Annotated in this window: 19 protein-coding genes and 4 pseudogenes; 12 read left to right on the plus strand and 11 right to left on the minus strand. The window is 67.7% G+C overall.

Features of this window, described 5'->3' with window-relative positions; genetic code table 11:
* A pseudogene (locus J7I98_RS40400) lies at positions 1-110 on the minus strand (IS200/IS605 family transposase); the annotation flags it as partial.
* A 49-nt stretch (positions 111-159) separates the two neighbouring features.
* On the opposite strand from J7I98_RS40400, the pseudogene J7I98_RS42115 reads away from it, so the two are divergent.
* A pseudogene (locus J7I98_RS42115) lies at positions 160-294 on the plus strand (helix-turn-helix domain-containing protein); the annotation flags it as partial.
* 141 nt (positions 295-435) lie between these two features.
* On the opposite strand, the gene J7I98_RS40405 reads toward J7I98_RS42115, so the two are convergent.
* Positions 436-1,068: a hypothetical protein gene (locus J7I98_RS40405; RefSeq protein WP_214930054.1), complete on the minus strand. Its 633-nt coding sequence runs from the start codon at positions 1,066-1,068 to the stop codon at positions 436-438.
* A gap of 291 nt (positions 1,069-1,359) precedes the next feature.
* Between J7I98_RS40405 and J7I98_RS40410 the strand changes: the two genes are divergently transcribed.
* On the plus strand, positions 1,360-2,160 hold the full coding sequence (locus tag J7I98_RS40410; RefSeq protein WP_214930036.1) for a MerR family transcriptional regulator: 801 nt from the start codon (positions 1,360-1,362) through the stop codon (positions 2,158-2,160).
* Positions 2,157-3,026: a hypothetical protein gene (locus J7I98_RS40415; RefSeq protein ID WP_214930037.1), complete on the plus strand. Its 870-nt coding sequence runs from the start codon at positions 2,157-2,159 to the stop codon at positions 3,024-3,026. The genes J7I98_RS40410 and J7I98_RS40415 overlap by 4 nt, the downstream gene beginning before the upstream one ends.
* A 281-nt stretch (positions 3,027-3,307) precedes the next feature.
* Here J7I98_RS40415 and J7I98_RS40420 read toward each other — a convergent pair whose 3' ends face one another.
* Positions 3,308-4,189, minus strand: a complete 882-nt coding sequence (locus J7I98_RS40420) for an NAD(P)H-binding protein (RefSeq protein WP_214930038.1) — start codon at positions 4,187-4,189, stop codon at positions 3,308-3,310.
* A gap of 111 nt (positions 4,190-4,300) precedes the next feature.
* On the opposite strand from J7I98_RS40420, the gene J7I98_RS40425 reads away from it, so the two are divergent.
* Both J7I98_RS40425 and J7I98_RS40430 read left to right on the plus strand, forming a co-directional pair.
* The gene (locus tag J7I98_RS40425; RefSeq protein ID WP_251021922.1) at positions 4,301-5,014 is read left to right on the plus strand and encodes a YafY family protein; all 714 of its coding nucleotides are present in this window, start codon (positions 4,301-4,303) and stop codon (positions 5,012-5,014) included.
* A gap of 269 nt (positions 5,015-5,283) precedes the next feature.
* Entirely contained in the window at positions 5,284-6,054 is a 771-nt protein-coding gene (locus J7I98_RS40430) for a hypothetical protein (RefSeq protein WP_214930040.1), read from the plus strand.
* Positions 6,055-6,346: 292 nt separating this feature from the next.
* Here the strand turns inward: J7I98_RS40430 and J7I98_RS40435 are convergent, their stop codons facing one another.
* Together J7I98_RS40435 and J7I98_RS40440 are read right to left on the minus strand one after the other, a co-directional pair.
* Positions 6,347-6,532: a hypothetical protein gene (locus tag J7I98_RS40435; protein ID WP_214930041.1), complete on the minus strand. Its 186-nt coding sequence runs from the start codon at positions 6,530-6,532 to the stop codon at positions 6,347-6,349.
* A gap of 284 nt (positions 6,533-6,816) precedes the next feature.
* On the minus strand, positions 6,817-7,623 hold the full coding sequence (locus J7I98_RS40440) for a hypothetical protein (protein ID WP_214930042.1): 807 nt from the start codon (positions 7,621-7,623) through the stop codon (positions 6,817-6,819).
* Positions 7,624-8,474: 851 nt separating this feature from the next.
* Here J7I98_RS40440 and J7I98_RS40445 point away from each other — a divergent pair.
* Positions 8,475-8,978, plus strand: a complete 504-nt coding sequence (locus J7I98_RS40445; protein ID WP_214930043.1) for a hypothetical protein — start codon at positions 8,475-8,477, stop codon at positions 8,976-8,978.
* A 105-nt stretch (positions 8,979-9,083) separates the two neighbouring features.
* On the opposite strand, the gene J7I98_RS40450 is transcribed toward J7I98_RS40445, so the two are convergent.
* From J7I98_RS40450 to J7I98_RS40465, 4 genes are all read right to left on the minus strand, one after another.
* Positions 9,084-9,350: a hypothetical protein gene (locus J7I98_RS40450; protein ID WP_214930044.1), complete on the minus strand. Its 267-nt coding sequence runs from the start codon at positions 9,348-9,350 to the stop codon at positions 9,084-9,086.
* Complete coding sequence (locus J7I98_RS40455) at positions 9,350-10,312, minus strand: hypothetical protein (RefSeq protein WP_214930045.1); 963 nt, start codon at positions 10,310-10,312, stop codon at positions 9,350-9,352. The genes J7I98_RS40450 and J7I98_RS40455 overlap by 1 nt, the downstream gene beginning before the upstream one ends.
* Positions 10,290-11,795, minus strand: a complete 1,506-nt coding sequence (locus J7I98_RS40460) for a hypothetical protein (protein WP_214930046.1) — start codon at positions 11,793-11,795, stop codon at positions 10,290-10,292. Before J7I98_RS40460 ends, J7I98_RS40455 begins: the two co-directional genes overlap by 23 nt.
* A gap of 626 nt (positions 11,796-12,421) precedes the next feature.
* Positions 12,422-12,799, minus strand: coding sequence for a hypothetical protein (locus J7I98_RS40465; protein WP_214930047.1), 378 nt, complete (start codon positions 12,797-12,799; stop codon positions 12,422-12,424).
* A 334-nt stretch (positions 12,800-13,133) separates the two neighbouring features.
* Here J7I98_RS40465 and J7I98_RS40470 point away from each other — a divergent pair, with 334 nt between their 5' ends.
* The 5 genes from J7I98_RS40470 (at position 13,134) to J7I98_RS40490 (ending at position 19,025) form a co-directional block, all read left to right on the plus strand.
* The gene (locus J7I98_RS40470; RefSeq protein WP_214930048.1) at positions 13,134-15,092 is read left to right on the plus strand and encodes a PA14 domain-containing protein; all 1,959 of its coding nucleotides are present in this window, start codon (positions 13,134-13,136) and stop codon (positions 15,090-15,092) included.
* Between the two features lie 309 nt (positions 15,093-15,401).
* Positions 15,402-15,917 carry a DinB family protein gene (locus tag J7I98_RS40475; protein ID WP_214930049.1) on the plus strand — a complete coding sequence of 172 codons (516 nt, stop codon included), beginning with the start codon at positions 15,402-15,404 and terminating at the stop codon, positions 15,915-15,917.
* Positions 15,918-16,349: 432 nt separating this feature from the next.
* Positions 16,350-16,499: a hypothetical protein gene (locus J7I98_RS40480; RefSeq protein ID WP_214930050.1), complete on the plus strand. Its 150-nt coding sequence runs from the start codon at positions 16,350-16,352 to the stop codon at positions 16,497-16,499.
* 1,369 nt (positions 16,500-17,868) lie between these two features.
* Positions 17,869-18,435: a hypothetical protein gene (locus J7I98_RS40485; RefSeq protein WP_214930051.1), complete on the plus strand. Its 567-nt coding sequence runs from the start codon at positions 17,869-17,871 to the stop codon at positions 18,433-18,435.
* The gene (locus J7I98_RS40490; RefSeq protein WP_214930052.1) at positions 18,432-19,025 is read left to right on the plus strand and encodes a TetR/AcrR family transcriptional regulator; all 594 of its coding nucleotides are present in this window, start codon (positions 18,432-18,434) and stop codon (positions 19,023-19,025) included. Before J7I98_RS40485 ends, J7I98_RS40490 begins: the two co-directional genes overlap by 4 nt.
* 137 nt (positions 19,026-19,162) lie before the next feature.
* Here J7I98_RS40490 and J7I98_RS43230 read toward each other — a convergent pair.
* Positions 19,163-19,567 (minus strand): annotated as a pseudogene (locus J7I98_RS43230) (hypothetical protein); the annotation flags it as partial.
* On the opposite strand from J7I98_RS43230, the gene J7I98_RS40500 reads away from it, so the two are divergent.
* Positions 19,549-19,707 carry a DUF6207 family protein gene (locus J7I98_RS40500; RefSeq protein WP_214930053.1) on the plus strand — a complete coding sequence of 53 codons (159 nt, stop codon included), beginning with the start codon at positions 19,549-19,551 and terminating at the stop codon, positions 19,705-19,707. The pseudogene J7I98_RS43230 and the gene J7I98_RS40500 overlap by 19 nt on opposite strands.
* Before the next feature lie 28 nt (positions 19,708-19,735).
* Here the strand turns inward: J7I98_RS40500 and J7I98_RS42120 are convergent.
* Positions 19,736-19,825, minus strand: a pseudogene (locus J7I98_RS42120) (hypothetical protein); the annotation flags it as partial.
* Positions 19,826-20,055: the final 230 nt, after the last annotated feature.

Below are 20,055 nucleotides of genomic sequence, written 5' to 3' on the forward strand. Positions count from 1 at the left end.
TTGAATACTTCGCGCCGGTACTGGGGCACGAACACCAAGTGGACGTGCAAGTTGTAGACGACGTGACGGCCCCGGCGGATATCGGTGTTTGGTTCCCAGCGTGGTGACATACACCAAGCGCAGTATGATCAAGGACTCGACCGGAAGGGGGTGGGCCGGATGATCCGTGCGTACAAGTTCCTCATGCGGCCGACCGTCCGCCAGGCCGCCGCGCTCGGCGAGATGCTGCGCGATCACTGCTCCCTCTACAACGGGGCCTTGCAGGAACGCCGGGACGCCTACCGGCACGTCTCGGGCGGGCAGGTATACAGGCCGATGATCCGCGTCCTTTCCCTCGAAGTCCGGATCCTTCGAGCGGGTCCAGGACCTGGTGCGACGCCAGCGCACGCCCTCGGCCAGCAAGATCCGGCGGACCTGACGGAGCAGGCCGTTGCCCTACGGCTTTGGCGGTACGGCCGACTTGGGCAGGGCGAGGACGCGTGCGAGGGCGGCGGTGACGGGGGCGGAGTGGTCGGGCAGGTACTGAGACACCCAGTCAGCGGCCACTGCAAGGAAATTGGCCAGGTCGTGCTCGGCGCCGTCGAGCAGATGGTGGAGCTCGGTGACGGACAGTTCGATCACCGGGCTGTCGCTCTGCTCGGCGTCGACGGTCAACCGGACGGTGTCGCCGAGGCGCTCGGCGAACGGGTCGGGGTCGTGGCCGAAGGAGGCTGGGCCGCTGCCGTTGACGACCTCGCGCCAGTCACGCCAGTCCTCCAGCCCATTGCAGCAGCCGGGTAGGAAGGCGGTGCCTTTGGAGCTGTCCGTGACCTGCATGCCACCGGCCGCGAAGAGGTTGTCGAAGGTCAGCAGCCCGTGCAGGAAGGATCCGAGCGGGTCGGCGGGCCGTGGCGGGCGGTCATCCTGCTCCGGGTCGATGTCGTTGCAGCCGGCGATGCGCATCACCGCTGTCCCGACCTCGGCGGGGGCGAGCTCACCGCTGAGTGGCAGGTAGCTGAACGGCTCGATCTCGGCGACAGGCCAGAGGTCAAAGCCATCAGGGGTGTAGATCTCCAGGACGGGCTGCATCACGATCACCTGGGGAAGTGTTCCGCATCCCCTGCCCCTATCGCCTCCCGATTACGCCGAGCATTCACACGTCTACAAGCCTGAAGAGGGAAGGAGGCTGGGCACTTTCCGTTGTGACTGATGACTGGCCGGTGTTTCCCTGTTCAGCGTCCCGCAGTCGGCTGAAGTGCTGTGCGACAGCTGTCGTGGACGTTGATCGTCCCCACGATCACCGCCTTGGTACGGCCAACGTCGTCTGCCGTGAACTGTGCCGCTTGACCTTGTCGCAGCGACAACGTTTCTACTGGGGCCATGCGAATTGGAGCACTCGCCGGCATCGTCGGCATCACAACCCGCGCCGTGCGGCACTACCACCGCATCGGGCTGCTGTCCGAGCCGCCGCGGCAGTCCAATGGGTATCGCGAGTACTCGCTGCGCGACGCCGTCGAGCTGGCCCGTATCCGCCGTTTGACCGAACTCGGCCTGAGCTTGGACGAAGTTAAGGACGTTCTGGCGGACGACGCGGGCAGAGACCTCGTCGAGATCCTCGCCGAGCTGGACACGGACTTGGCCCGCCAGGAGGAGGCCATCCGCCAGCGCCGCGTCCGCTTGGGCCAACTGCTTGAGCAGGCCGAGCGGACCGGGCGGTTGCCCACCGAGGCCCCTGTCTCTCCCGAACTCGCCGCCCTCTTCGAAGACATGGCCCGCGCCTCAGCGCTGTTGCCCGGACCGGAGCCAGCGATGGCGGCCAAGGAGCGGGAGTTGCTGGCCCTTCTGGAGACCGGCTCACCGGGCGGCGACCGCGGCTGGCTCTACGCCATGGGGCAGAGTCTCAGTGTCGACGCGGAGGCCATGCGGCGCGCCTACGACGTCTACGCCCAGATGGACGAACTGGCCGAGGCAGCCGAGGACGACCCACGGGTGGAGGAGACTGCCCGCGCCATCGTCGAGAGCATCCCGGACGAGGCAGCGCAGTCGATGATCGCCGCGGAAGGCGATTGCGGTTCAGGGGAGGACGGCGGTTTCGCGGATGCCCTCTTCGCGGAGTTCTCTCCTGCCCAGGTGGTAGCCGTGCGCCGCGCCATCGAGCTGCTCAAGGAGAGTGCCAGGTGAAAGCGCTGAGAAAGGCTGTGCGCTGGGCCTTCGCCGCGCTCGCACCATGCGAACTCGTGATCTTCATGTGTGTGATCGGCGGGGTGCGAGTAGCCCCGGCCGTCTGGCTGGCAGTGGAGCTGGCGGTGCTCGCGCTCATGGCCGGGGCGACCGCAGTGCTCTTCCTCGACTACTGGCGACACCGCCACGAGGGTCTCCACCGTCGCTCTGCCTTCCTGGCCGCGATCGCTGACAGCGTTCCGGCATCCGTGCGCAAGCTGATCGCCCACGAGATCACCCTCTCCACCAGCTTCTTGCTCTGGGTAACCCGCCGTGGCCCGCACGGCGTACGCGGCGGCGAACTCCCCGTTCCGTACGCACCGGGCCAGACGGCGACCATGTACGGCTTGCTCTTCGTCTGCATCGTCGAGACCGTGGCCCTCGCCTACCTGATCCCCTGGCCGGTGGTGCACGCCGCCACCCTCGTCCTCGACATCTGGGGCTGCTACTTCCTCATCGCTCTGCACGCCTCCTGCGTAGTGCGCCCGCATGTGATCGGGGCCGACGGCTCGCTGCGCCTGCGCTATGGCGTCCTGCTGGACATCCGCATCCCGGCCGACCGCATAGCCTCCGTCCATCTGGACCGGAGATTTCCGAATGGCAAGCTGGCCGCCGCGGACGAGAGCGGCGTCGCCGATGTGGCGGTGGCTGGCCTGACGACGGTCACCGTCGAGCTCACCGAGCCGGTGCGGTACGTACGCGTCCTGGGCAAGCCCGCCGAGGCCGGCGCCTTCCGTTTCTACGCCGACGACCCCGTGTCCGCGGTCGCCGCGCTGAGAGCAGGCGGCAGATCTTCCCCCGGCTCCTTCACCACGTCGGGCACGTAGTCGACGGCGTCCAGAGAGAGGAGTCCGGGGTCGGCGGTCGCTCAGGGACTTGGCGGCCGTACTGCTGGCAGTGGCTCCATGGCCGGAACGTCAGCGGCGTCGCTGGGACTTGCTGTTGAGCTGGGCCATCAGCTCCCGGTTGGTGGCTCGGGCAGCTTCCAGGTCTTCCTCTCGTTCGGCGAGCTGCGTGACTACTGCGGCACCACCCTGGCGGACTGTCAGGCAACGGAAGTCCGATAAGCCGACCTCGCAACGGAGCCACCGCTACCTGACCGGATTCCTTACGACGCGTCGACGATCTGGTGCCGGAGATGGTCGTAGGCCCAGGCGGCGAGGGTGGTCGGGGTGGTGGTCTGGACGGTGCGGCGCTGTTCGGGCACGAAGTTCTCGCGAAGGCCGGTCGACATTCCGAGCACGGCCTCGACCAATCCGTCCCTCATCCCGGCCTGGTGGAGCTGGGTGCGCATGGCGTTGTCGGTGATCCGTTCGACGCTGATCTGCCGACCGGTGGCGGCGGTAAGGATTTCGGCAACCTGTCGCCAGGTGAGGTCGGTGGGTCCATGAACTGCTTGCACGCAACGTCCGGACCAGGTGGGAGAAAGCAGACGGGTGGCGGCCACCTCGGCGATGTCGCGAGGCGCCACCCAGGCCATGGGTTGGTCGAGTGGAAGGATCACCTGGAGGGTGCCCGCGCGTAGGGCATCGCGTTGAAGTTCGAGATTGGTGAAGAAGTAGCCGCAGCGGAGGTGGGTGACGTCGACGCCCGTGGCATCCAAAGCAGTTTCGGTGTGTGCCAGGCCGTCGATCTCGCCGGCACCGTGACGTTTCTCGGCGCCGATGCTGCTTTGGAAGACGACGCGGCCGATCCGGTTGTCGGTGACGGCGCGGACCACGCTGCTGGTGGCGCGGGCGTAGTCGGCGAGGGGATCCTCACTGCCGGTGGTCGGGTCCACCCAGAACAGTGCGTCAACGTCGTCGGTGGCGGCCACTACCGCGTCGGCATCGTATTGGTCGACCGGCACGGCATCCACCTCGTCTTGGACGTCGGGAGCCAGCCGGTCGGGCTCGCGCAGCAAGACGCGCGGCCGGACCCCGGCGCGGACCAGCGTGGCGACGACGTGGCGGCCGACGTTGCCGGTCGGGGTAGTGACAGCGATCTGCATAGTTTCCTCTCATTCGGTGACTCGACTTCAGGCTAGGAGCAGAGGCGGCCTGAACCTGTCCTCCTCTCCTGGAAGGCTGAGGGCATGGACCTCGACCCGACGATCAGGACCTTGACCTTGCTGACTCTGCTGCAGTCGGGGGGCGAGTGGACGGCCGCCGACCTGGCCGAACGGCTCGGCACGAGCGCCCGCACGGTACGACGCGACGCCCAGCGGCTACGCCGGCTTGGGTATACGGTCGAGGCCCGCCCGGGACCAGGCAGCGCCTATAGGCTGAGTCCCGGGGTCAAGGTCCCGCCGCTGCTGTTCACCGCCGACGAGATCACCGCACTGGTAGCCGGGCTGCACCTGATCCGCGCCTGGCTCCCCAAGGATGCGGTCGCCTCAAGCGCCTTGCTCAAGCTCGACCAAGTCCTGCCCCGCCCCCTGCGCCGCCGCGCAGCCGCCACCGACCTCGCAACCGAGGTGCTGCAGCAGCCCGGCGCCATGGTCGCGGCAGCAACCGTCGGCGTGATCGCCGACGCGGTGGCCGAGGACGGCAGGCTCCGGTTCCGCTACACCGACCAGCACGGCCGGCCGTCAACCCGTCTGGTCGAGCCCTACCGCCACTTCCTACGCGCCGGCCAGTGGTACCTCGTGGCGTTCGATGTCGACCGGGACGACTGGCGCACCTTCCGTCTCGACCGAATCACCGACATCTCCCCGGTGGCGGGTACCTACCAGCCCCACGAATTCCCTGATGTGTCTATCGAACGCTGGTTGACCACCGACTTCGGCCGCGCCACTTCACGATCACCCCGCTCTGCCGCCAAGCCTGCTCGGTGACGTCGACATTCGCGAACAAACCACCCAGCCATGAACGTCCGGGCCGCTTCCGCCGCCGCCTCCGCCGTCGCTGGGGAGTCCGAGGCGGAGTGCGAATGGCAGCAATGTTGAGTTTCGGTTGGGATGCGGCAATCTGTTCGGCGAGCCTCCGTGCCGGCCGTTGATCAGGTCGGCCCGGGAATGTCAGGGTGGCGTATCCTCACGCGCATCTGTCATGCCTGTGACCGGGGGGTTTACGGTCGCGGGCGGCTCGAACCATATGGGGATTCATGCGCGCAGCATCCATAGGTGCCCTTCTCGCCGGCGCCTTGGTACTTTCCGGCTCCGCTCTCACCGCCGCTCCTGCGGCGTTCGCGGCGGAGACCGGTGTGGAGATCAAGAAGGTCTCCGTGAACGGCGGCAAGGCCGTCGTCTTCGGCACCTCACGCACGGAGTCGTTCACCATCTCGGTGACCGCCTCCGACGACTCGGGGATCAGCCACAGCGGCCACCGGTTCTTCGGCATCGATCGCGAAGTGGGGGACGACTACTGGACGTACCACGGCACCCCGACGTGCACCGCTGACAGTGCCACCACCTCGACGTGCAAGCTCACCGTCCGGCTCGAAAGTGACATCGACCTGCCGCGAAACACTCTTGCGGGGCCGTGGAACGTGAACGTTCAGGTCACGGCCAAGGACGGCGACTACTACGGGGAGGTCTACGGCACCCACCCCGTGCAGCGGCGCTCCACGCTCAGCGCCAACGCCTCGCCCGAGCCGGTCACCAAGGGCAAGACGATCACGGTCACGGGCAAGCTGGCCCGCGCCAACTGGGACAGGTACATCTACGCGGGCTACACCAACCAGTCCGTGCGGCTGCAGTTCCGCCCGAAGGGCAGCGACACGTACACCACCGTCAAGACCGTGACGACGGACGGGACGGGCAACTTGAAGACCACCGTCACGGCCGCCTCCGACGGCTACTGGCGCTGGAACTTCGCCGGTACGTCCACCACTCCGGCGGTAAAGGCCGCGGGCGACTACGTCGACGTGCTCTGACGCCTTCGCTCTGCCTTCCCCTCCCCTGGGCGACAGCGGCCACGCCGCGCCGCCCAGGGGAGCGAGCAGTTCCACCCCCGCGGGACAGACCCGCTCCCGCGGCAGCAGTCGCGCGAGCGTCGTCCGTTGACAGCTGACGGCGCCTCATGACCGGGAGAGCTGGCGAAGGGGAAATTTTGCTGGCGTGCCAAGCGGGCTGCCGCGGCGATCCGCTACCTGGACCGCACCTTCATCGCGACCACCAGCCCGGGCGAGCCGGTGCGCATCAGGCCGCACACCACACTTGAAGTCACTACCGGTTGGCTCCTTCCACCGCCCGCTCAACGTCGACGCGGACATGCAGATCCTTATGTGCGCAGCCGGCCTCGACCAGCTCCTGCCAGATGCCGGCACCCGGGTGCCCACCGGCGACGAGGGGATGCGACTGCGCACGGACGATGCGCCAAGTCGGCAGCATCCGGTACCGGTACGCCTGCACAACGCACTCTCCCGAGAGTTTGCGCAGTCGGGCCTCGGCCAGACGACGCCGCTGGCGAGTGATTCGGCGGATTCCCCGATCTCTGCCGCCTGCCCAGGAAGACGTCCCCGAGCTTCTCCAGGGCGAACGAGCTCGCGCACGGCTCGCTGTCGTGAGAGTTGAGACGTGAGACGTCTCGCTCAACCGCCGGGGAGCCTTGTTCGTTCTGCGCTCACCCACGAGGTACGGCCGTCACCCGATCCGTGATCCATCTGAAAGCCTCAATAACCGCTGGAGGGAGCAGATCACTCAGACGGACCCTGCTGTGGCGTGCCGAGTTGTCCGACTTGATAGGGCTCAAGTTCGGCAAGTAGCCTCGTTGACGGGAACCGCGTGCGTTCAGCAGCAGGGAATCGTACGCGGTCAGGATCTAGGCGATCGACCAATTCGACGAGTTGATACTGGAGTCTCAGTAGCCGCTCGGTTGCCTCGTCGGGATGACGGGCTGCCCGATCAATATGCTCGAAGAGTTCTTCCGTCCACTCGCGGAGTTCGTCGTCTTGGAGGATCTTACGGGTGAACTCGGCGTAGCCGAGGCACCAACGGTTTCCAGGGTTGCTGTCATCGGCGATCATCAGTTCTCCGATGGCTCGTTGGTCAGCGCGGAACAGCCTGTAGCTGATACCTGGGATGCGTGCTGAGCTGAGCGTCCGACTGATGTTCGCCAAGCACAGCAGGACCTTGCGGTTGCGATCATTCTTCCCGAGGTCCAAGAACTGGATGTCACGTCGAAAGATCTCTGCCCATCCAAGGTACTCGGCGAAGACGTAGGCCGTACTAAAACGTGCGTACTTCGCTTGTCGATCGGTTCCCTCGATCAGGAGCTCCTGCATGAAGGCAGATCCAGAGGTCTCCCGATCAATCACGTGACCGAAAAGGATGTTGTAGATCCTGCTCTGCAGGTCGAAGGCTACCCACAGCAGAGAGTCGCGGTAGCGGCTCATGTAGTCCTGCCGCTCGACACTCTTCAATCGAGACTGCCACCAGAATCCGATTCCCGCAGTGAAGACCGCCCCGGTTACTGCAATCACGGCGGATACCAGACTGATCACGCGCCATCCCCTAACCGTTGATCCAGTGGCTGGTGTTCGTCCGTTTCCCGGACATGAAAAACGCAGATGCCCTTGACCTGGAACGATGGAACTTGCTGCGGATCCATTGCCCCGTTGAACTCGCGAGATGCGATCTTCTCATGCCGCTTCGGCGGGAGTTGGGCGCCTTCGACGAGCTGAATCCGATCGCGGACGGGGACTGGTCCAGTACTCCGCCTGGTGGAACGGGCAAGATCGCCTGGACTGGTCGGAGCGCTCCGGTTCGGACCGACGACGCTGGCAACCGCGGCAGGGCGAATCCGGCGGCGAAGGTCATGTCGCTAGTACTACAGCCGGTGTTCCCACGGCGGGTGAGCGCGGGCGCGGTATCTACGCCTTCCCGTCCTGGCCGACCTGGGCTGCACCGGCGCCGGCGGCACGTTCGCCGTGCCCACCAGACGATCTCCAGGCAAGGAGCTACCGCTGAATCAGACATCGCTGAACCAGGCTGATGCCAGGCTCCGTATCCGGTCGAACGCGGCGTGGCCGCCCTCAAGGGTTGGCGCATCTTCCGCCAAGCACGCTGCAGCCCCAACCTCCTGACGTCAACAGCCAAAGCCGTCTGGCTGTGTACGCGGGAAGCGGGCTCTGGCTCAACTGCCTGGAGCTTGGGCGTCGTGGAAGGGCACGTAAACCGGATCAAGATGCTCAAGCGCCAGATGTTCGGCCGCGCAGGCTTCGCCCTCCTGCGGAAGCGCGTCCTCATGTCCTGATCACCGGCGACGGGAGGAACTCGATGGTGGCAGCATCGGCGGATGTGCGAGCCTTCTTCCCCCCCCCCCCCCCCCCCCGATGCTGACCGAAAGACTCTGATGACCTGCGACGACGCCCTCGATCGGCTCAGAAGCATCGCGCGTGAGAGGGCATTCGGTAGGCACATCGGGTCTGACCAGCTCATCCAGGCAGGGCTGGACGCGCTGATTGCTGGGGTTGAGAGCCCGTCCCTCGCCATGCTGGCTGGCCTCCTCCGGAGCGAAGAGTCCGAAGCGCCAGCGCTCTTCGACCAGGTGCTGGAGGAGCTGGGACTGCTCTTCCACCCGCCCGCGGACCCCCGGGCCGCAAAGTGGGCGATGGCCTACTGGATAGCGGGTCAGATCGCCGACAGATCCCTGGATTCCGCCGTCGGCACCCACCTCATCTGGGCACACATCGCCTATGACCTCGGCTACCCCGAAGAGCTGGAGCCACTTGTGCACTGCGCGCACAACTTGGACGGCTGGGAGGAGAGCTGGGGCGTCTCCTTCGAGGAACTCAGCAGAGAAGCGGTCGAAGCGGCGAAGCACTTCTTGAACCAGCGGCCGACAGCAGAGGACTGACCGCTCGTTTTCTCCACCAGCATTGTGCCATCTCCTATCTGAACCCCTTACTCGGCGTGCCCACACCACAGAAGCTGAGCCAGAACCCGTTCTCGCGTACATCACCTATTCGCGCGGGCGTGCGACTCCCCGTCTCACGTCGAAACGACATCGCAACTCACGTACATAGCCACGCGGCACGTCCCCGGCGGCCAGTTCGGTGTACGGCAGCATCAGCACAAGCCCGAACACCCGCCGATACGCGAGCTCTCCGCCGGGATCCTCCGCCAGTGCCCGTGCGCACTCCAGGACGGCCTGGTCCTGGACGTCCTCGGGACCGTAGCGGTCCTGTCCGGTCTCGCTCCAGGAGCGGACCAGTTGTTCGTACGTCATCAGTCGTTCCTCAGCCGTGTCAGGGAGTCACGGGCCGTGACCGCGACGAACGCCGGACACAGGGCGGTGTCGAGGGGCGGGGCCCAGGGCTCGGGCCACTTCTCGTACGCCGCGCGGCCGCGGGCGCTCGCCAGGTGCATGCCCACCCACAGGGCCTCGGTGGTGTCGATCGGAAGGTCCGGGTGCGCGCCATGGGGGCAGGGCCCGTCGTCGAGGAGGCCGATCGCGCGCTCGAAGGCGCCCGCCAGCTCGTCGACGAGCTCCTGCGCGTCGGCGTCGTCCGCCTCGGCCTCGACGTACCACGCGACGGAGGTCGCCACGAAGACCCGGCCGGCCAGCTCGTCGTCCGCCGCCTCCTGCAGCGCGGAGGCCGCGAAGGAGAGGTCCCAGGCCACGTCGAAAGTCCTGGCGAGGGGATAGCCCTCCATGATCGCGGTGAGTCCCTCCAGTTCGTACCGGTCCTCGAACGGCAGGAACGGCGGTACGTCGTCGGCCGAGCCGGGCCGCAGCGACTCCATCACCACGCGCGCGTGCCCGGCGACGTTGCGCGGGCACAGCCATGCGTCGCGCGGCCTGAGGTCCGTCCAGCGCCTCCCGTTGTCGGCGAGCTCCCGCAGGACGTCCGCCATGTTCCCGAGCTCCCCCTCCAAGTCGCTCTGGAAGGGGTGGCCCTGGTGCGTGCAGTGCGCGTCCCGCAGCGCCCGGTCGACGGCCTGCGCCGCGTCGAACGCCGCCCCGACGTCACCGTCCTCCGGTTTCCTCGTAGCCAGGTACGGAAGCGCAAGGACCAGACCCAGCGTCCAGCTGTACGCGAGCGGCCCGCTCGGATCGGCGGCCAGTTTGCGGGCGCACCCGACGACGAGCCGCTCGTACGTCTGCGGTTCGTGGTCGACGTACTCCCTCATCTCGTCCCAGGCATCGACCAGTTCGTCCGCCCGCTCAGCGGAAGATCGATCCGTCATCGTCATCCTCCTCGTCCATCTCCTCGTACTGCTCGTCCATCGCGACGATCGGGTCCCGCGCCCAGTCGGCGAGCAGGCTTGCACAGGCCCATACGTCGACGGGGTACGCGCCTTCCGGCGCCCCGAACTCCGCCGGGGCGTAGAGGTGATCGAGGTGCGCCTTGAACACCTTGCGCCGGTGCCCGGACTCCCGCAGATCCGCGTCCGGATGGCCGTCGCCATGCGGGCAGTCATGGTCGAGCGGCTCGGGGTCGATACCCCTCAGCAGGGCGCGCACCTCGCGCCCCACGCCGTACGGCAGGTCGAAGACCGAGGCAGCCCACAGGGCGAGGTGAAGCAGAACGAGCCGCTCGTGCGGGTCGGTGGCCTCCGCGTGCCGGCGTGCCGCCCAGAGGCCGGCGTTCTGGCCTGCGACACCGGAGTCGTCGAGGTCGTCGGCGTCGACGAACGTCTGCGTCAGCGCACCGATGTCGAGGTGCCCGTCGGGCCGTACGAACGCGGCGTCCAGGCCGCTGGTGTCGCGTACGCCGAACAATTCCTCGTGCGCGGAACGCAGTTCACCCAGCGCCTCCTCGGCGAGGCCCCGCAGATAGTCCGGGCACACCCATACGTCGGCCGGCTCGTCCAACCATCCGGCGAGCTCGGCCCGCCCGCCGGGGCTGCGCACGTGGAAGCCGATCTCGGCCACCGACTCGTAGTACAGGTCGTCCTCGTCGGGGTGCTCACCGTCCGCGTGCGCACAGCCGCCCGCATCGCCGAGCAGCCCGAGCGCCCGCTCCAGACCCTCGATCATCGCGTCGAAGACCGGACGTAGGGTGATCCGGTGGACGGCGTACGGAACCGTCACATGCTGCGTGAGGACGTACCCCGCGAGTGCGCCCCGGGTGGGATGGTCGGACAGGTAGCCCGTGTTGGACTCGATCTCGGGAGCGGGCTCGATGACGGGGTAGTCGTTGAGGATCTCCTTCAGATCCCGCACCGACTGCGCATGCTCCTCCGGCACCGCCTCGGGTATCCCGGATGCCGAGAACGGCGCGATCACATCGGCCGTGACGCGTGCGATGCCCGCGACATTGCCCGGGCACAACTCGCCCTCCAGCCGGGGGTGTTCGGGGTGCTCCCCGATCAGGTAGTCGGCGGCGGCCCCCACGGATCCCCAGGAGTCCTCGGAGAGGTGTTCCAGCTCCTCCTCGTACGGATGCGCCTCGTGTCCGCAGTCCGTCGCGTCCAGCGCCGACGCGGCGGCCACGAGCGCGGCGACAGCGGCGCGCGCCGTCTCGGGCCGCGGCCGCCAGGCGAGATAGCGGACCATCGCTGCAAGCCCCGCCACCCACACATGCGCCGACTCACCGCCGGGATCGGCGGCAAGTCGGCGCACACAGTCGAGAGCGAGCGGCTCAGCCTCGGCCGGATCGGTGCGGGCACCGGCCCGGGACCACTGTGCGTACAACTCGGCCGTCCGGGCATCAGGTATGACGATCATGCCTGGTACGACGTATGGCGAGGCTCCTGAGGTTCCTGGGGCCCGTGACTAGGTCGTCTCTTTCGGGTCATGTCGCTGACCAGATGATGGCGGCTGGTACTCCGGTCAGAATTCGTTGCCTGAGCTGGTCGGTCTCGTTGTTTCGGGGCGCGCGGTTCCCGTCGCCGGCTCCGAGTGGTGCGAGCGGAGGAGGTCGAGCCCGTGCGGTTCGCGTCGACTGTGGGCCGCACCGCCGACATCGACGCTCTGCCCGCAGCCCACCCCGACGTCGACTGGGAGCAGCTGCGCTGTCGGCAAAGGCGGGCGCTCCCCGCTCGCCGCCCTGACGAAGGAAGCCGCCCCCGCCTAAGTCGTCGCGTGGGCGGAATCGGCGAAATCGCGCATCCCGCCGAAAAGCGACGCACAGAAAGGCGGCCTAGGCGGCCGATCTCCAAGTCGTCGGTATGGGCGCGACGTCGGAGCCTCCTGGCCGGCCGTCAGGGAGCCGCGCAGGCGATCTCACCCGCTCTGAATGCGCACGGGGTGCTCTATACGGGTGACCCGCATCGAGTTGTGGTCGGGCTCGAGTTGGCCCATGAGCGCGACAGCAATGGCTTTCGTACCGTGGGTGCAGGTGAGTACGGCCGTCAAAGCAGGCTGACCCGTGTCACGATCTCCCGCGGCTCGCGGTCCTCTGCCACACACTGGAGTGCTTCCCGCACTGCGAGGGCACCCAGCCGGACGAATACGGCTTCGCAGGAATCGACAGGGTGCCACGACAGGGCTCGCACAATGACCCGGGCGCCCACTGAGTTGCCCCGGCGTGCTTCCGGGCTGCTGTCCTCACCGGCCAGCTCCCGCATTACACCCTGGACGAGCGCCCCTTCGAGCTCAGCATCCGGTTCCGGCAGCGCCGCACAGGCAAGCTCGCACGACGACACCGTCCCTTCGGGAACCGGCTCGAAGTCCAACTCCGCCCTGCCGTACGTCGGCCAGCAGGCGGTGAGCGTCTGGCGGGAATACACCTTCACTCCCCGTACCGGGCGAGCGAGTCCGGCGGTCCGTGTGTCAGCGATGTCGGGCAACAGCCCAGCCTCGATGTGTTCCATCCGGCTATCCAACCTCAGAACTTGGTTGTGCGCTCTCTGCGGGTGGCTCTATCGGGCCCGGCGGGCGGTGTGATGGCGTCACCAGCCGCACCGGGCTTTGGAGGCTCTACGGGGTGGGTGCCGGTCCCTTACCCACGGACTTGGCCAGAGGTCCGTTGCCGGGGCGCCGGGCCCGTGGCATGATCACGTCCGGCGCTTCCCCCACACTCCTGGTGCCCTCAGACCGGACCGAGAGCGACCCGAAACCTCCATGACCCAGCGTCTCCGCGCTGCCTGCGCCACCGTCGCCGTGCTCGGCACAGCCGTCGCCGGCGTCGCCCTGCCCACCACCGCCGCGCAGGCCGCGGTCACTTGCGCCGACGGCGTGTGGAAGGCGACGTACTACGCCAACGCGTCCTTCTCCGGTACGCCGAAGCTCACCGCCTGCGACACGTCGATCAACGAGAACTACGGCACCGGCGACCCCGCCGGAGTCACCCTCCCCAACGACAACTTCACCGTCCGCTGGTCCACCACCCGCGACTTCGGCTCCGGCGGCCCCTTCGCCCTCAGCACCGAAGTCCGCGACGGCATACGCGTGTACGTCGACGGAGTCCGCAAGGTCGACGTCTGGAAGAACGTCTCCACCACCCAGACCAAGACCGTCAACCTCACCATCCCCAAGGGCCGCCACACCCTGCGCGTCGACTTCGTCGCCTGGACCGGCTACGCCAACGTCAAGTTCGCGTACGCACCCAGGACCTCGGCCGACATCGACAAGGTGCCGCCCCTTGTCCCGACCGGCGCCCAGGCGACGTACAGCACCTCCACCCTCAAGACCACCGTCGCCTGGTCCAAGAACACGGAGATGGACCTCGCCGGCTACCGCGTCTACCGCCGTCTTAAGGGCACCAGCACCTTCACGCGGTTGAACAGCACGCCGGTCACCACCACGTCGTACGCCAACACCCCGCCGAGCACCGGCGCCGTGTACTACTACGAGGTCCGCGCCGTCGACAAAGCCGGGCGCGAGTCCACCGGCACCGCCGACATGCCCGTCACCACCGCCGACAAGACTGCCCCGGCCGCCCCCACCGGGCTGACCACCAAGGTCGCCCCGGGCAGTGTGGCGCTCGCCTGGAAGCTGTCGGAAGGCGCCAGCGCCTACCGGGTGTACCGGTCGGAGAGCGCCACGGGGACGTTCGAACGCGTCGGCGGCGACCTGGCCGACCCCGCGTACCGGGACACCACCGCCGACATCCACAAGCGGTGCTACTACCGCGTCACCGCGCTCGATGCCGCCCACAACGAGTCCGCGCGGTCCGTGGCGGCGGACACCGGCGACCCCGACACCGTCCCGCCCGCGGAGGTGACCGGCTTGACGGCGCAGGGCACCACGGCGGGCAACGTGCTTCGCTGGACTGCCAATACAGATGACGCCCACCACTACGAGGTGTGGGGCGCCCCGGTGGGGCAGGACGACCCCGACGGGCCGGAGACCGTGCTCGGCAGCTCCTACACCGATGCACGGGCGGAGGAAGGCGTCGCGTTCCAGTACCGCGTGCAAGCGGTCGACGTGTACGGGAACGCCTCGCCGGCCGCCACGTCCGGGACGGTCACCAGGCCGGCCCCGGCACCGTTCGCCCCGCCGACGGCGGTCGAGGCGACGCCGAGCGACTTCTCGACCCGCCTCACCTGGACCCCGGGGGACTATTCCCTCGGCCATCACGTCTATCGCCGGACCGCGTCCAACGAGGCATGGACCCGGCTCAGCGGATCGAAGATCACGGCGAACGAATTCCGGGACGAAACGGCGCCTGCCGGAGTCTCGTACTACTACGTCACGGCGGTGAACGAGGACGGGCAGGAGTCGGCGCCCTCTGCCGAAGTCACCGTGGACCGCATCACCCGGACCTGGTCCGCTTCCCCCCTCCCACCGCAGGTGAAGCTCTCCGCCCCGTACACCGAATGCACCGCGAACGACTGCTGGGCGCGCGGGGGGAGCGACATCCCGGTGACCTTCACCATGCAGCCCAATGCCTCCGAAACGCCAGGTCGGGTGAGCGGCTACAAGTGGTACGTCCACTCAGAGGGTGTCGTCCACGAAGTCACGGGCCCCACCGACACCTGGGCACATCCCCGTATGGGCATGTACACGATCGAAGTGTGGGCCCTCGGCCCGTACGGCAGCTCGGGCCCTTCCACCACGCTCTCCTTCAAGGTCGGCTGACCGACAGCGAAAGGCCCGGCGCTCCGAGATCTCTCGCGGGGCGCCGGGCCCCAGGGAGCCGCCTTCTGGGGCGTCCTCCTCGACAGCTCCTCGACGGAGTGGTGTGGGTGAGCTGGTCCGAGTCGATGAAGACCAGGACGATCGGGCCGCCGAGCTGGATGTGCGCTCGGACGGCGAGGTCGCGACAGTCGGCCCAGAAAAGCTCTTACGTGCACCTTTGAGCGGCAGGTGGAAGTGTCCGGTCTCGGTTGATCCTTGACACTGCGGCTTCACCTGATGCTTGACTGCGCATGCCAGTAAGTTGTGCGGATGGAATCCGATGGCGTCATACCCGTGTCCCGGTCGCGGCCACCCGATGACGGTACCGAACGGGAGATTCTGGCAGGGCTCCTGGACTTCCTGCGCGCGACGGTGGTCAACAAGGTTGCCGGTCTCAGCGACGAGCAGGGATTCAGCAGTCCAGTACCGCCCTCGACGTTGAGTCCCGCGGGGGTCGTCAAGCATCTGACTGGTGTTGAGCTGTTCTGGTTCAGCATCGACTTCGCCAACGCCGATCTTGTATGGCCGTGGACCGACGATGACCCGCACGGGAACTTCCTGCTGGCGCCATCAGACACCCTCGCGTTGATCGTGGCTGACTACCAGGCAGCATGCGAGCGCTCCCGTGGCGTCGTGGCGGGGGCCGGGCTCGACGACCGCGCGAAAGCACCTGAGATGAGCTTCACTCTGCGCTACGCGCTTGCCCACATGATCGAGGAAACCGCCCGCCACTGCGGGCACCTTGACCTGCTCCGTGAACGGATCGACGGAGCAACCGGCCAGTAGCCGCACGTCGCGGCAACCTGCCTAGTGCTGCCACAGACACTCGACCCGCAGGGAAGACAGATACACATCGCGCCTTCCTACGCGGGCAGGTCCCTTGAGGGCCGCTGGAAGTCGTGCCAGCCACGCACCATGCGTGTCACGAACGGCCGGACCCAGTCATGGCTGCGGGAAGCTCTGGTCGGTGAGGCTATCGATCAGAGTCCGGATCGACCGTAGCGACCGGTCGCCGTCGCTGACCGCCGTCAAGACGTGGGGCAACAGCTCAACGGTGCGAATCAGCCGGCCGGCTCGAACGGAGTCCCCGGCACTGCGCAGTGCCGCCTGCACCGAGGCGGGCGTCCAATAACTCCGGGCCAGACCCTGAGCCCAGCGGTATTCCTCCTGGTGTGGCTGCCACCTGACTCCCTCATACGCCTTGGGGAGTTCAGTTGCTTGCCGTTCCAGAGTCCGCCAAGTGAAGTCCTCGTCGAAGAGGCCGGACCGGTTACGGCCGGGACGGACGCTGCGGCAAAGCGCGCACAGCTCTACCCGCTGCTGCGGCATACCCGCTGGCTGGCCGGACACCCCCGGTTCCTCAGGTGAGGGTGATTGGCCAGGGCACAGGCGGCAGGCCGCGGTGACGGCGGTCAGACCAGGAGAAGGAGGCTGCGCTGTTCAACGACCCCAGAACGTTTCCGGTCGCACACGGTCCACGCTCCTGTTCTTCAGGGGGACCATCCCCGCGCGGGGAGCAGACTCCGTGACCTGCGGCTCCTCCTCCTGGAGGCGGAAGCAGCGCAGTTGGGCTTCAGCCAGCAACTCCCTGTCGACTGGCTGCGGGAGCACGCCGAGCCTGTTGCTGTGCACTACCTGTTCCCGGGGGCCTGTCGGGCCTGTCCAATGAACGGCTCTGTTCCGTAATCGGTGGTGACGAAGTGTGGTGATTACTGGAGGAGGATGCGGTGGGGGAGCAGGGTGAACCCGGCCCGTCCGTGTATCTGCCTCATGATCCTCTTCGTTCGTGTGTTGACGCCTTCGGTGCGTCCGTTGTGGTGGGGCAGGGTGACGTCGGGAACCCATGGGCCCCTTTCGCTCGACGACACATCTTTCTCCGCGATAGCCGGAGGAAGAGGCTTTATATCTGACAGCCCGGCGCGGCCTGCTCACTCTGTCGTCCCTCCCTCGCCTCGCCTTCCACCCCTCAGCTTCCCGCTTCCCGCTTCCTTCCTGGCCTCCCTGTCCGCCGGCCTCGCCTCCGCCGAGCGCGTGCCCGGCCGAGTACCGGAGCCGTCCGGTCGCCGACGGAGCGCCGCGCTTCCGGCGCGCTCGGCAGGGCAATCCGGGCGCATCGGCGGCGCACTGCCGCCACACTGGTTGCAGCCTCGCCCCCCGTCGGCGAGGCTCTCGCTTGCCCGCTGCCCGTCAGCCGACTGTGCCGGGCGTGGAAACGCGAAACTGCCCCGCCCAATAGGCGAGGCTGTTTCGTGGTGCTGAGGCTGGGTCAGTGCGCTTCGCGGTCGATGCGGCGGCGCTGAGGGCGGGGCGGCGTACGAGCAGGACAGCGCCAGTGGAAACACCTGCTTGCCACCCTCCCCGACCGCTACGCCCGTGCCGAGGCCGAAGAGGACAAGCTGCGCGAGCTGCTCGGCGACGTGGCCATCCTCCGCGACCGTCATGGTGGAAAGAGCCGGCGCCTGCCCCTGAGCGCATTGCGCGGCCGGGAGCAGCAGCAGTAAACCGCTCGTCACCTCTGGGCTCCTGGCTGTGTACGCGAGAACGGGAGTCGTTCGTCAACGACTTCGGGAGCCACTTCGTGTGCTGCCACCGTGATCAATGTCGATGAGTTCGGGAGTCACGTTCGTCACGCTGGACGGCCCGTTTCGTCACCACCCGGTTCCCTGATTCAGGCGGATCCGCGCTGACCCTGCCGAAAGCCCGACTCCCCGGACTCTACAAATGTAGCGCCGGCGGTATGAGTGGACTCGCAGGCACGTTCGTTCCCCGCCCGGACTTCGGCTCCCGGCACCAGACGGTCATCCCGGCCCCGGTGGACGCGGTGTGGGCGGCGTGGCAGGAGATGGAGCAGGCCGGCGGGGGGTGGGGGCCAGTCGTCCGGGCGCTGTTCGCCGTGCGGCGGCAGCTCGGCCGCCTGCAGAGCGGGGGCAGCGAGGCACCGGTCCCGGAGAAGGACCTGCGGGACAGCTTCCTGCTGCTGGCCGAAGACCCGCCGCGAGAGACGGTCCGGGGGATCGTGGGGCAGTGGTGGACCATGGGTGCGGCCGACGGACGGCCGGACGTCACAGGCCCGAGCGAGTTCCTGGCCTTTGACGAACCCGGCTACGCGAAGGCGACGTTCAGCATGCGATTCACCGCGGAGGCCGCCACCGGCGGCACGCAGGTCGTCACCGAGACCCGGGTCCTGTGCCTCGACGAGGCTGCTCGTCGTGCCATGGGGCGGTACTGGCGGTTCATCGAGCCGTTCAGCGGCCTCGTCCGCCGGATGATGCTCCGCAGGCTCAGGAAGCGGGCCGTCGCGTGAGCAGCGCCAGAAGCCCCCGCGTACAGGCGCTGCTCACCGCGGCAGTGGCGGTCATCTCCGAGGAGGGCCTGCGAGGGCTGACCCACCGGGCGGTCGACGGGCAGGCGAAGGTGCCGGCCGGGTCGACCAGCTACTACTTCCGTACCCGGCAGGCACTGCTCGCCGCCGTGGTCGCGTTCATCGCCGAGGAGGAAGTCGCGGACATCGAAGCGGCGACCGTCTCCGAAGAGCTGGCCGAGGCGCCGCCGGTACGCCAGGTGGCCGACCGCTTCGCAGGCGTCCTCGCCCACTGGCTCGGCCCCCAACGCGACCGCACCCGCGCCCGCCTGGAGATCATCCTCCTGACGGCGCGTCACCCAGAAGGGGAGCTGGGCACCGAACTGCTCCGCGCCCGGGAGCGCTTCATCGGCCAGGCCCGGATGCTGGCGGCGGCGCTCGGCAGCCCGGATCCGGAAGAGGGCGGGCGGGTCGTGGTCGCCTTCGCCGAGGGACTCACGTACGACGGGGTGACGCGACCCGGCCCGGACACCACCGACCGGGCGGCCCTGCGACAGATCCTGGAGAGGGTCCTGCTCGCCCTGGCCCGGTAGCGGCGCGCCGAAGGGGACAGCTGGGCGGCAGTAGTACCGGCAGCCGGTCCACCGAGCTTTCTGGAGATCGGCCCGATGTGTCCTTCGTCGTGCCGGGGAAACACGAGGCGAGCACCGATGGGGATCCCGAGGAGGCGTCCTCGCTCGGTGGTCAGTCCGAGTTCTTCTTTGACTTCGCGTTGTGCGGCGGCTCGTGGGGACTCGTCTGCCTCGCGGTCCTCGTCGGAGGGGACCAGAGCGCGGAAACGGTCCCCTGTTGTCCCAAATCCTTTTGGGGTCGAAGAAGTTGCCCATGCGCCGTCTTTGTCAGGTGGGGGAGCCCGGGCCGCTTTGCAGGCGACGCAAGCACCGCTGATGCTCCTCTGCTTGTCCTGCCCTCCGCGTCGCGATGACGCCACATCACCGGCCTGAGCGATCCCCCCACGATCAGCTGTGAAAACGTCGAAAGTTGAGTGAGGCACCCGGTCGTGTGAATTCCCATCGCCCGGCGAACCACGGCGGCCGGACCTGCGTGCCTGACAACATGACTGACACCGCACCATGGGCCGGCCCCGGCATCGTCCGCGTCGACATCACCGCCGCTGACCTCGCCACGGCCCGCGCCGCCGCCGCACGCATCGCCGCCCTGTGGGAGTCGACCGGAGGTGAGCACGGGCAGTTGGCCGAGGATGACAACTCTTAAGGACTGTGTCGCTCGTAGCGGCGGCCAATCAGGTCATGGTGCCGGGGCGTCGGAGGTCTGCGTACACGCGGGCTTTGACGCCCGGCACTCCAGGCGCGTGCCGCACGGGTGTGATGCCGGAGGTGGCCCACTACTTCTCCAAGTGGGCCATCACCGCTCGGGCGGTGGCCTTATCAGCGGCGGTGACGTCCAGGACCACTAGGCACTGTTTCTGGGCGGCACGATCGTCTGGTAGATCTCTCGTGCGACGTAGCGTTTGAGGCAGCGGATGGCTTCGCGACGTGTCTTCGCCTGGCTAACGGGTCGCTCCACGTGGTCGCGGGTGCGGGTGTCCCAGCGCAGGCGGGC

This window comes from Streptomyces sp. ISL-98, from assembly GCF_018614055.1.
Lineage (GTDB): Bacteria > Actinomycetota > Actinomycetes > Streptomycetales > Streptomycetaceae > Streptomyces > Streptomyces spiramyceticus.